The sequence below is a fragment of the Priestia sp. 40 genome, from assembly GCF_049368575.1.
In the GTDB taxonomy this organism is placed as follows: domain Bacteria; phylum Bacillota; class Bacilli; order Bacillales; family Bacillaceae_H; genus Priestia; species Priestia zanthoxyli.
In genome coordinates, this window is the sequence record NZ_JBMPZA010000025.1 from 90,150 (window position 1) to 102,468 (window position 12,319).

11 protein-coding genes are annotated in these 12,319 nt (G+C 37.9%); all 11 read right to left on the minus strand.

Annotation, left to right across the window (positions count from 1 at the left end):
* Nucleotides 1-7 precede the first annotated feature (7 nt).
* The 11 genes from ACO1DI_RS25195 to ACO1DI_RS25245 all read right to left on the minus strand — a co-directional run bounded on the left by ACO1DI_RS25195 (nt 8) and on the right by ACO1DI_RS25245 (nt 12,299).
* Entirely contained in the window at nt 8-1,009 is a 1,002-nt protein-coding gene (locus ACO1DI_RS25195) for a glycosyltransferase family 4 protein (protein WP_155010331.1), read from the minus strand.
* Between the two features lie 10 nt (nt 1,010-1,019).
* Nucleotides 1,020-4,532: a CgeB family protein gene (locus tag ACO1DI_RS25200; protein ID WP_423145695.1), complete on the minus strand. Its 3,513-nt coding sequence runs from the start codon at nt 4,530-4,532 to the stop codon at nt 1,020-1,022.
* On the minus strand, nt 4,532-4,789 hold the full coding sequence (locus ACO1DI_RS25205; protein ID WP_043979847.1) for a hypothetical protein: 258 nt from the start codon (nt 4,787-4,789) through the stop codon (nt 4,532-4,534). Before ACO1DI_RS25205 ends, ACO1DI_RS25200 begins: the two co-directional genes overlap by 1 nt.
* A gap of 23 nt (nt 4,790-4,812) precedes the next feature.
* The gene (locus ACO1DI_RS25210) at nt 4,813-6,099 is read right to left on the minus strand and encodes a glycosyltransferase (protein WP_208733497.1); all 1,287 of its coding nucleotides are present in this window, start codon (nt 6,097-6,099) and stop codon (nt 4,813-4,815) included.
* Nucleotides 6,093-7,346, minus strand: a complete 1,254-nt coding sequence (locus ACO1DI_RS25215) for a glycosyltransferase family 4 protein (protein WP_049163383.1) — start codon at nt 7,344-7,346, stop codon at nt 6,093-6,095. Before ACO1DI_RS25215 ends, ACO1DI_RS25210 begins: the two co-directional genes overlap by 7 nt.
* A gap of 58 nt (nt 7,347-7,404) precedes the next feature.
* A complete protein-coding gene (gene galU / locus ACO1DI_RS25220; protein WP_208732624.1) occupies nt 7,405-8,286 on the minus strand; it encodes a UTP--glucose-1-phosphate uridylyltransferase GalU in 882 nt (293 codons plus the stop codon).
* 24 nt (nt 8,287-8,310) lie between these two features.
* Nucleotides 8,311-9,435, minus strand: coding sequence for a non-hydrolyzing UDP-N-acetylglucosamine 2-epimerase (gene wecB, locus ACO1DI_RS25225; RefSeq protein WP_423145746.1), 1,125 nt, complete (start codon nt 9,433-9,435; stop codon nt 8,311-8,313).
* A 60-nt stretch (nt 9,436-9,495) separates the two neighbouring features.
* Nucleotides 9,496-9,666 carry a hypothetical protein gene (locus tag ACO1DI_RS25230; RefSeq protein ID WP_156602958.1) on the minus strand — a complete coding sequence of 57 codons (171 nt, stop codon included), beginning with the start codon at nt 9,664-9,666 and terminating at the stop codon, nt 9,496-9,498.
* A 20-nt stretch (nt 9,667-9,686) separates the two neighbouring features.
* The gene (locus ACO1DI_RS25235) at nt 9,687-10,454 is read right to left on the minus strand and encodes a tyrosine-protein phosphatase (protein ID WP_423145696.1); all 768 of its coding nucleotides are present in this window, start codon (nt 10,452-10,454) and stop codon (nt 9,687-9,689) included.
* A gap of 392 nt (nt 10,455-10,846) precedes the next feature.
* Nucleotides 10,847-11,557, minus strand: coding sequence for a CpsD/CapB family tyrosine-protein kinase (locus ACO1DI_RS25240; RefSeq protein WP_423145697.1), 711 nt, complete (start codon nt 11,555-11,557; stop codon nt 10,847-10,849).
* A complete protein-coding gene (locus ACO1DI_RS25245; protein ID WP_208732627.1) occupies nt 11,547-12,299 on the minus strand; it encodes a YveK family protein in 753 nt (250 codons plus the stop codon). Before ACO1DI_RS25245 ends, ACO1DI_RS25240 begins: the two co-directional genes overlap by 11 nt.
* Nucleotides 12,300-12,319 lie beyond the last annotated feature (20 nt).

Sequence of the window (12,319 nt, forward strand, 5' to 3'; positions counted from 1 at the left end):
TTATAGATTAACTTAAAACAGGTTCCGCAACGTTCACAATTAACTCTTCCCATTGATTCGCTACTTTTTCAGCTCCAAAGTGCTGCTTTACATACTCTTTTAAAGAAGCTTGAAGCTCTGCATCTGTTTCTTTTGAGTTCAGTGCTAGAATACGCGCTACTGCTTCCTCAACATCAGATAGAAGATACTCTTTCGGATAGATCGTATCACTGCCATCCCAGTTGAGAATGATTGGATAAGCACCTGAAGCCATCCCTTCACTTGGTGAAAGGTGGAAACTTTCAAAATCACTTGTTGATAGAACAATTCCTACCTTTGAAAGCCATTCAGAAATATCGCCGAACCCTTCAAAAATAACAGCGTCTTTCCACGGAGCTTTTTCGATACGATTAAAAATTGCTTCGTAATATTCACGCTCTTCTTCTTTATTCCATAGCCACGAATATTCCTGCGGCATTTTTCCTTTAACAAACAGCTTATAGCGATTATCTTGATGCCATAACTTATCTAGCATATCTACAGCCAAGTCTAGACGCTTTCGCTGCGGACAAATTCCGATGATGCCTAAATGATACTTAGCGTCTTCCGTTTTAGAACCATCCACTTTTTCTGTATCGACTACGTTATAAATCATCGTCATCTTTTCACGCGGAAAATTAAACGTTCGATAAAATTCTTCATATACGTATGGAGAAATCGCGATAATTTTATCGATATTTTCCATGTTAAAACTATGAGGGTAAATCGTATCACGCTCTTGAAGATGCATGCGTACAATTAACTGCTGATGAGGCTTTTTATGATGAGAATACCACACTGCATTTCCAAGTCCCCATTCGCAAACAATAACGTCTGCCCACTCTAAGCAAGCTTGGCTCTGTTCTTCATCATGAGCATTATGGCCACTCCACTCGTCCGTTTTAATTTCAAACCCAGGACGGCTTGCCAAACGGTCCATAATGATACGTGCAAATTTCAAATCATGTCCTGCAAATAATATCTTTTTCATTTTTGTAACCTCACAGCTCTATTTTATTTACCATAGCAGTGATGTCGTCCTTACTGCTATCTTCTAATTTCAAGTAATTAAATTTGTCATTACTAAAGAACTGCTTGCCGTATTTAGCATATGACGCAAGACTTTGATCTTGTTCAAAGAGATTAATTACTTGCTCAAGTGAAAGATTGCTGTATACATTTGTTTTAGCAACGGAGCTCTGTGACGATAACTCTCTTACAAACTCGTATTCTTGACCTGCATTTTTCTCTTCAAGCTTTCCGTTTTCCACACTGTAGTGAGTTGTTTTACCAATAAAGTCACTGTCCGTAAACGTTGTGCTCAGCATTAAATCTAGTAAATAATTTTGCCCGTAATAGCTGTCTTGGCCAAAATACGTTACATACTCACTTGAAATCCAATCGCGAATGTTTAAGTAGTTGTGCATATAACTGCGAACAAACGTGTGAATGGTTTTTGTGTTGTATTTATTATAAAGATCTAAATAGCCATCAAATGTATCTACTAAAATATATAATTGCTTATTGTCATAAGCTTGACGGTTAAATTGATCAATGATGTTCTCAAACTCTTGACGCGTATTAGCAATCGCGACTACCGTAACTGTTGGCAGTTCAAAAGCAAAGTTTAAGCCCACTTTCTCAATAATGTACTCTAAGCGATGCGTATACGTATGCTTAGTTAATACATCTCGAATACCCGTTAATGCTTTTTCTTCGTAGTAACGCTCATCTTCTAACAGTTGCTTAAATTCTTCATGCAAACTCATTGGATCTTCAGACATATAAACAAGATCACCGAAAATTTCTCCAATTCCCTGTGCGTACGTACTAATAACAGGCGTTCCACATGCTAACCCTTCATATACACGGCGAGAGAACATAGTCGGAGATTCTTTTACTGTATTTACGTTAATCATAACTTTGTAGCCTTTATATGCTTTGTCAATTTCGTAATACTTTAAGTTTCCTTTTACATAAGGAACAAAGCGATCTGGGAATTGATGATTTGGCATAAGCCCTTTTAAGTTTTGAATATAGTTTCGATCATAAATATCTAATCCCACTTTAGCCGCGGCATCTAATAATCGATCCATATCAATACATCTTTCTTCATGGTGACGATAATAAGATCCCGCGAAACATGCTTTGTTTTCGCGTTCGTCCACAATTTTAATCGGATTATGAATAGCCGGCTGCGCAGCAAACGGCAGCGCAAATGCGTTTTGATGTCCAGCTCTTTCTTGGTAGTAAGGAACCATGTTTTCATCCGTTGTGAAAATGTAATCAAATCGTCTAGCTGTTTCAATAAAACGATTAAAGTGAACAGGATCTTCCTTGTTCCAGAATACGGTTGGCACATTATGCTCTTTACACCAAGCTAACAGTGAGTAAAGAGGCTTCATATTTTCTTCTCCGTAGTAACCAACACGCTTATTCCAAACGCCTCCGTTACCACGCCAAGCAGATTCAACCATTAGCAAGTCTGGCTGTTCCTTTGTCATAACCTCAAGCCAGTTATCCGGCGTCATTTTAATTAATTTACACTCATGTTCATAAGAAGCCGTCGTAAATTCGTCAAAAATAACCGCCATCTTCATTTCTTTGATAGGCTTTGGAGGAAGCATGTTAAATGCATCTACTTCTTGTTTTGCTACGTAATCTAATGACTGCTCTCGTTCAATGCTTTTCATTTCATTAATAGAAATCGTATGAACATCAAATTCACCTTTTCCAGAAACGCGTAAAGCAATTCGGAACTGTGTAATATCAGGATGAATTTGAACTTTTGTCATTGAGTTAAATTTTAGCTGCAGCACTTGAAGCTTTTCTTCATCTGAATATCCAATAAACATTGGAATCACAGCTACATCTTCATCTGCTTTCCCTTTTACAGTGAACTCATATTCAAATCCTTTTTGCATCGTCATGATATGATGAGTCGGAAGCATTTTAAAACTGTTATTTGTTTCTTTATACGAAATATAGCTGTTTTTTCCAGCTTCAATATTTACTGAACCGTGCAGTCCTTTGTCTGATGTAGAAAGCTGTATTAATTTCTTCGCGCTTGCAAACCAATCTGAAGCTTGTAACTCTAGCTGTGCACTGTTGGTAATTTCAATTGGCTTTTCTTGAATGTTAATTTGCAGGCCTTTAAAGAATCCGCTCTCTGTCACACGTATTAAAAACTCAACGTGTTCTGTATCTTTTTTGAAACGCAGTTCAGCTTTTTCATTCAGTTCAAGCTGATGAATTTCATTTTGCTTGCTGTTTTTATATCCTACGGCATATACAACTAACTCAATACCTTCGTACACTTCACCTGCTGGCGTAATAACATACGTAGAATCATGATCAACAGCTACTGAGATATTTTCACTTGTGTTAAAGTGCTGAGCTGTTAAATGAATGAATTCCTGCCCTTTTAACTTAGATTGAAACAGCTGGTTCCAAGGATGATAAATAACACCATTATTTGACTCTTGCCATCCTTTAAGAGAGTGTTCGTTAAGAGCATATTTAACAGGTGCATCAACCGTCATTTTAGGAACGGTTACTTCAACATCATGAACCCACCAATAAGAGACGTTGTTGATGATGATATCATCAAGCTTAAATTCACCTTTACCAGATACTCTCACTGCTAGACGAATAGCGTTATATTCTTCTTGGAAATGAATCAGCTTTTTATTGTTTAACTTTAATTCATCTGTTCCTACTTTTTTCCCGTCTTGGTAAAAGACAATAGCAAGACGTACATCAACAGAATTCTCTTTCTCGCCTTGGAAGCAAACCGATAGTGTGTCGTCATGAACAGCCACTGGACTTGCAGGCTGAGCAGAGAAAGCAGCATTTCCTTCTCGGTGCGTTACATACGCGAATTGCTTATCTTCAAAACTTACGTTGAACTTTTTGTTAAATGGATCATAGTATAATTGATCGGATTTAGGCATGTACCACTGATTTTGTTCTAAAACAATATAATTTCCTTCTGTCAAAAGCTCGCTTTGATTCCAGAATCCTCGGTCATTGATTAACATGCTCTCAATTTTAAATGTTCCCTGCCCTTTCACGCGCAGCGCTAAGCGGATAGAATCAGTAGATTGAGAGAACGGTATAATACCTTCACTGTTCATTTCAAATCTATGTATACCTACTTTTTGACGATTTTTATATTCAATAATGAATAACTCGACGGAGACACTTTCACTTTTTGTCCCTTTGAAGACAAGCGTTTGCTGACTTGAAAAGTCAAATGCAATATTTTCTTCTAAAGGAGCTTGTCGAAAGTCGATATTCTGCTCGCGATAAGTTAGATACGTATAGTTGTTAGAATTCAAATCAACAGTAAAACTTCGGTCGTCTTCATTAAATGAAACAGCAACTTGATGCTTTTTAAACCAGCCGCTGTTCGCTTCGACTTCTGAAAACTCTAGGCTTGGAATGCGATGTGCTTTTGCCCAATCTCTTTTTTGCGTAATCGACTTCATACGCTTTTGAATATCACTGATCATTATCTATGCCCCTTTGTTGCTTTATTTGTACCCATTCGCTTTCGAACCGTCCAGTACTTTAGCGTTAACTTTCCTAGAAAAGAACGGCTGATAGCCGCATATCTTTTTTCTAGCATCGTATAGCGCTTTTGCAAATCCTGGTACTCTTTTAATTCTTTTTCTCTTATGTTTAATTGTTCGATTAGTTCCGATTTAACCACTTGAAGTTCTTTTTCCAGAACTTCTACAGATACATGGCTATGGAGTTTGACACCCATACGCGTAAGTTCCTCCTTTTACGTTATATTGCTTGATAGACTTTCAAAAATTGAACTTGTTCACTTTCCCAGTTGTACTTGAACTTCGCTGTTTTACAGTTGCTGCTCATCGTTGCGCGCAGCACAGGATCTCGTAATAACTGATTGACAGCACTCGCAATCTCTTTGTAATCATGCGAATCTACACACAATCCAATCTGCTCTCCTTCTACTACTTTTTTAATCTCTGGAAAGTCGCATGCTACTACCGGTACATCGCTCATGATGTATTCAAATAACTTATTCGAAGAAGCCGAGTAGTGATTAAAGCACACATTATTTAATACTTGAAAACCTAAGTATGCATTTTTTGTATACTTCGGCAAGTCTTGCAAGGGCACTTTTGGAATAAACTTCACTTTATCTTCTAACTTCATTTCAGCTACCATACGCTCTAGCTCTGGCTTGATGCGTCCGTCTCCAATAAAGACTAACGTTCCTTCTTTAAATAACGGAGCCGCTTGAACAAGCTTTTCAAGGCCTCGTCCCGTTTGGATGCCGCCTTGATACAGCAGAATTTTTTCATTTTCAGGAAGCCCTAAGCGTTCGTGTAAATTCACTTGTTGCTGCTGCTTCTTTTTTGGGCGAAACGGATAGTTATAGACAACGTTTGGATAAAAGCCGTATAAATCTTCATTGTATTTTGCACGTGTATGATTTTCTACAATCATAGAGTCAATTTTATTAATAAAGAACGACTCCATTTTTGCGTATACGCCGCTGTCATAGCCCGTTCTGCTCGTTTGCACCTCGTGAGAATCATAGACAAGATACTTACGCTTAAAGCGAAGCTTTGAACAGATAAATCCTTGAGGAAGCGTATTTAAATCATTCGAGTGATAAATCTCGTATTTCTTCTTCCTGCCTTTTAAAATCATCCTTAAGATAATGCTTCCTCTTACCCAAACCACTTGCAGCTTCGTTTTTAATAACAGCGCGGCTACGATCGTAACAGGAAGAACTACATAAGGAGCTACGTACGCTGCTCCTAACCACAGCAAAAAAGCGATCAGAGCGAGCACTTTATATTTTAGAAGGGCACGGTACGCTTTTTTCATAAAAAGCAGTGAAGAAGGATAACGCTTTACGCGATGGACGTGAAAATGTTCATTTACTTCTTCATACTGTTTTAAATCCGGATTGTTCGGATCGTGAATACAAATTAAATCAACGGCGTAACCATTCTCTGATAAAGCCGTACATTCGCGCAGGACGCGCGCATCATTGGTAAAATGATTCCATACAAACATACAGACATTTTTTTTCATAATACTTCAACCTTATCCACTGATTCTGTCTGCTCCACATGAAGCGGTTCAGAACTTTTATTCTCTATTAAACGTATTAATACTTCGATGTTTTTCTCCCAGAAGAAATGCTTTTTTACATAATTTAAGCTATTGCGAGACATTTCGCCTCTTTTAGAAGGGTGCTGATACAAGTATAGAATGTGTCTGAGCATCTCATCTGCTGTATTTGTCTCTGATACAATTCCAGCTTCATGTGAAACAATTACGTCTTTGGCATAACCAGAAACCGATGCGACAATCGGGATTCCACACGTCATGTAATCAATGATCTTACCAGGAAGAACCGTTTCAAATACTTGCTTACCGTTCAACGTCACAATTCCAATATGATGTTCAGAAATAATATGTAAACATTCTTGACGAGTAGTTGGCTTAATAAATCGAACATTTGTTAACTTATGCTCTTTGGCAAAGCTTACAAACTCTTTCTTTTTAAACCCATATCCCATAACCGTCAATTCAATATTATACTCATTTAGTTCTTTTGCAAGGTCCATTAGAACCGTTACATCTTGTGCTAAACCAATATTGCCTGCATACATAACTTTAAATACATCGCTTCCAGATTCAATCATTGAAATTTCGTTACGATTTGCAGCATTAGGCATAAAATGAATTTTGTTTAAAGGAATAGCATATTTCTCTGTCATAAACCGAATAAAGCCTTCGCTGTTTACGATAATATGATCAGCTTTCACATAGAGAATTTTCTCTAAGCGACTGAAAACAGAAATGACGACAGGATAATTGAACACACCTACGCCTTTTAACGATTCAGGCCATAAATCTCGAATGTCTAAAATAAGCGGCCTTCGATAACGGTATTTGGCAAGCAGCCCGACGACAGCAATAAAAATAGGCGGAGATGTAACGAAAACCACATCGTACTGTTTTCGGTCAGTTAAAATGAATAACATCATTTTAAAAGCAATTTCTAAATAATACATTAAACGATTGATAATACTTCTAGAATACTTGCGATTTTTCACACCAATGCGCGTTACATCATTTTCTTCGTCAATTGACTCATCATCCCAAAACTGTTCGTCATGATAGATCTTTTTATTTGGATATGTGGGCTCAGTCGTCAGTACATTTACGTCATAATTTTCATCTTTTAAAAGTTTATATATATTTTTTATACGATTTCCTGCACTACCGATTTCAGGATAAAAATGTTGAGAAATCACAAGTACCCTTTTTGTCAAAGCAACTTCACTCCAATACAATTTCACTAGCTCGCCAAGCGAACTAGTGAAACATCAATTAAGCTTTTACGTTTTCTCTTTGTAATAGCTCATCCATAAATGTAAGTAAATCATCACGTAAATCTTCATGCTGAAGAGCAAATTCTAGCGACGTTTGAATAAAGCCGAGCTTTTCACCCACATCGTAACGTTTGCCTTCAAAGTCGTAAGCAAATACGCGCTGAATTTCGTTCAGCTTTTGAATCGCATCCGTTAATTGAATCTCTCCACCGGCGCCTACTTCCTGCTGTTCTAAAAACTTAAAGATTTCAGGCGTGAAGATATAACGTCCCATAATAGCTAGATTAGAAGGAGCTGTTCCTAATGCTGGCTTTTCAACAAATGTATCCACTTGATAACGGCGACCATTGCTTGAAATAGGATCTACAATTCCGTAACGGTTCGTTTCGTTTTCTGGAACCGTCTGCACACCAATCACAGAAGATAACGTTTCGTCATACTGATTCATTAACTGACGCAAGCAAGGCGTGTCTGCTTGAACAATGTCGTCTCCTAACAGTACAGCAAACGGCTCATCTCCAATAAATTTGCGCGCACACCAAACCGCATGCCCTAATCCTTTTGGCTCTTTTTGACGGATGTAGTGAATTTCTACGTTCGCTGATTGACGCACTTTCTCTAGAAGCTCGAACTTTTCCTTTTCTACAAGGTTTTGTTCTAGTTCAGGAGCATTATCAAAATGATCTTCAATCGCACGCTTTCCTTTACCAGTTACAATAATAATATCTTCAATACCAGACTCAATTGCTTCTTCGATAATGTATTGAATGGTCGGTTTGTCTACAATTGGAAGCATTTCTTTTGGCATTGCTTTTGTTGCCGGTAAGAAACGTGTACCTAATCCTGCAGCTGGAATAATTGCTTTTTTTACTTTTGACATGATTAAACTTCCCCCATCTACTAATTACTTATTTTGAGCACTAAAATATTCGCTAATTGCATCGGCAATACGTTTTGATGCGAGACCATCACCATACGGATTCGATGCTTTAGACATACGCGCATATTCTTCTTCGTTTGTTAAAAGCTCTTTAGCAAGTGAATAAATCGTTTCTTCTTCTACACCTGCAAGCTTTAACGTTCCAGCTTCAATTCCTTCAGGACGTTCAGTTGTATCACGAAGTACTAATACCGGTACACCTAATGAAGGAGCTTCTTCTTGCACGCCGCCTGAATCCGTTAAAATGATATGAGCACGTGAAGCGAAATTATGGAAGTCTACTACTTCTAGAGGTTCAATTAATTGAATGCGAGGATCATTTCCTAACACTTCGTCTGCCAATTCACGAACAACAGGATTTAAATGCACAGGATAGACAACTTGTACGTCATCATGTTCCTCTACAATTCGTTTGATCGCACGGAACATATTGCGCATTGGTTCACCAAGATTTTCACGGCGGTGAGCAGTTAACAGAATTAAACGGTCATTGCCCACACGATCTAGTACCGGGTGAGAATATTCTTCTAATACGGTTGTTTTTAGTGCATCGATTGCCGTGTTTCCTGTAATAAACAACGTTTCTTCTTTTTTGTTTTCTTGCAATAAGTTGTGCGCAGATTTTGTAGTAGGAGCAAAATGAAGATCCGCTAATACACCTGTTAACTGGCGGTTCATTTCTTCCGGGTACGGAGAATATTTATTCCATGTACGAAGCCCCGCTTCTACATGGCCTACTTTGATTTGATTATAAAAAGCCGCAAGACCTGCGACGAAGGTTGTTGTTGTATCGCCGTGAACAAGTACGATGTCAGGCTGAACTTCTTTCATGACTTGATCTAGGCCTTGAAGTCCGCGTGTTGTTACGTCCATAAGCGTTTGGCGATCTTTCATAATGTTCAAGTCGTGATCCGGTGTAATATCAAACACACGCAGCACTTGATCTAGCATTTCACGGTGCTGAGCTGTTACGGTCACAATAGATTCAAATTCTTCTGAACGTTTATTTAATTCTAATACAAGGGGAGCCATTTTAATGGCTTCTGGACGTGTTCCAAAAATCGTCATTACTTTAATACGCTGTTGCAATGCAGTCACCTAGTTTCATTAAATTATGTATAAAAGCACTAGTATTTTTAATAGAAAATACTAGTCTCTTTTTTTATAAAGTTCTTGTTCTTTCTGCTGAATGGCATGTGCTAAATGTTTCTTTAAAATCAGCAGCTGATCGTAAGATGCATCTTGGTAAATATACCGCACAGCCTTCTTTACACTCTTAGGTAAATGGTCAAATTCTTTCATGGTTTCTATACTGCTCAATAGCTTCTACCCTCTATACTTTAAAAAATGCCTAGAAACTTTTTCCGCATAATTTTTTCTGGAGATTCTTTGTAACACTGTGTACCGTTGATAACGCACTGAGCGTTTTCTAGAAACATATAATAATAATCTCTTCCATGCTCATTCTCAATCACGTTAATCGCCTCTTGCATATGAAAAGAGCGATGTTGAAGGTTATGGGCGTCTGAGGAAACAAAATGCACGAGGTTGGCGTCTATTAACTGGTGAGAAAATTTCTTTATTTTCTTTCCAAAGTGTCCAACCAAGCTAGAAGCTGTAACTTGAGCTAATGCTCCTTTATTAATAAAGTTATAGAGAAAATCAGGGTCTTCTAACAAACGGCTGTTTCGTTCTGGATGGACGATAATAGGGATGATTCCCTGTGATTGAATATCAAACAGCAGCCGCTCTGCGTATCGAGGGACTTGACTCGAAGGAAATTCAACAAACAAGTATTTTCCCGTATTGTTTAAAGTGAGTATTTTGTCTTGATGATAGTCGTCTAAGATTTCACCGTAAATACGGTTTTCTTGACCAGGTAAAATGGTTAATGGCACTCCTTCACGAACTAATAGACTATTTAATTGTTCAACACTCTGTAAAATAGCTTCTTTTTCATTGAGATATCTGCCATTCTGATGATGAGGCGTAGCAACAATAGCCGTAATGCCTTCTGATACCGCTCGTTTTGCCATTTCAATACTCATCTCGTTACTTGCAGAACCATCGTCCACTTCAGGCAAAATGTGACAATGTAAGTCAATCATCTACCCTCACCCCTATCCTTCTTAAGACCTAATAAAAGCAATACTTATGTTAGCATATTATAACATGTATTTCTATGTCTTTTTTTGTCGAAACATCTGCTAATCAACGTCCTGTAAATATTTAAGAATAGTCTGAATATATCTATTCATTTCATTTGAACTACTAAACAAGCCCTAAAATGTGCTGTTCACCGAGAAAAACCTACTTTTTAGCTATAATGTAAACACATGAATAAACAGCAATTTTTTACTAATTCCTTATAAGTTCTTCAGCCATGAAAAATCTCACATTTTAAACTTTTTATAACAATAGTCATAATTCCTTATACGTACTTCTATAAAAACACGTCAAAAAGCCTCCTCGCTAGCACATGCTAGCGAGGAGGCTTTAATTAATTGGTACCATAATAGTAATAGTAGTTTCCTTCTTCTACTTTGCGGTTATTTAACACAACCCCAAGCAGTTTGCCTTGTGCATTGCTTAACAGCTCTTTCGATTTTAAAGCAGCGTCTTTCTCTGTTTTACCGCTGCTGACAACTAAAATCGTGCCGTCTACTTGATTCGCTAAAATCTGCGCATCAGTCACAGCTAAAATTGGAGGCGTATCAAAAATAATCATATCGAACTGCTCTTTCATTTCTTTTAACAACTCGGTCATCTGAGCAGATGCTAACAGTTCAGATGGATTCGGTGGAATCGGACCGCTTGTTAGAACAGAAAGATGAGGAATTTCTGATTCTTGAACCGCTTGCGCTAACGTAGATTGACGAGTTAATACATTCGTCAGGCCAATGTGGTTTTCTAATCGGAACGTGTAATGACCCGTTGGTTTACGTAAATCAGCATCAATTAGCAATACCTTTAATCCTTGCTGTGCGTAAACCGTTGCTAAATTAGCAGAAGTAGTAGACTTTCCTTCTTCTGCTCCGCTTGATGTTAAGACAATTGTTTTAATGTCTTGATCAACGTTTGAAAATTGAATATTCGTACGAATCGTACGGTACTGTTCCGCTACAGGATCTTTTGGACTGTTATGAGCAAGCAAACGTCTTTTTAACGTCATCATTTTGTCGTTTTTTTGAGCTTTGTTTTTACGAGCCATACGTCTCACCTCTTTGCGGTACACGAGCAGCTACATCTGGTCGCGATACGTTTGTTGGCTTAGGCACATCTTTAATATTCGTGATAACCCCAATCACAGGAAGTCCTAGAATATTTTCAATATCTTGCTCCGTTTTCAACGTGTTGTCTAAGTATTCAAGTAAGAATGACAGTCCAATACCTACCATTAAACCAACTACTACCGCAATCGCAATATTTAAAAGCGGCTGAGGTTTGATTGGGCTTGCACTTTCCCCAACCGTTGCTTTTGACAGCACTTTGACATTGTCTACATTCATAAGTTTAGGCACTTGTTTTTGGAAAACCGAAGCCGTTGTATTTGCAATTTGAGCTGCACGTTTTGCACTTGTATCTTGTACGACAATCTGTGCTACCTGCGAGTCCTGTGCGTTTGTCACTTGAATTTGACCGCTTAGGGATTTAGCGGACGTATCAAGTTTTAACTCTTTGATCACTTTATCTAAGATAGCCGGACTTGTAATGATGTCATTGTACGTGTTGATAAGCTGTACGTTCGTTTGAACTGTTTGCGTATTGTACAGCTGCTGATCATTTTTAGCTTGATTAACTAAAATTTGTGTTTTTGATTCATACACAGGTGTTAATACAAAAAAGCTAACTACTCCACTTACGGTTGCCGCGATAATTGTAATTAATACAATAAGCCAAAGACGCTTACGAAGCACTGCAAACAAATCTCGCAAACCAATTGTCTCTTCCATAGTTGACCTCCGAACTTAGT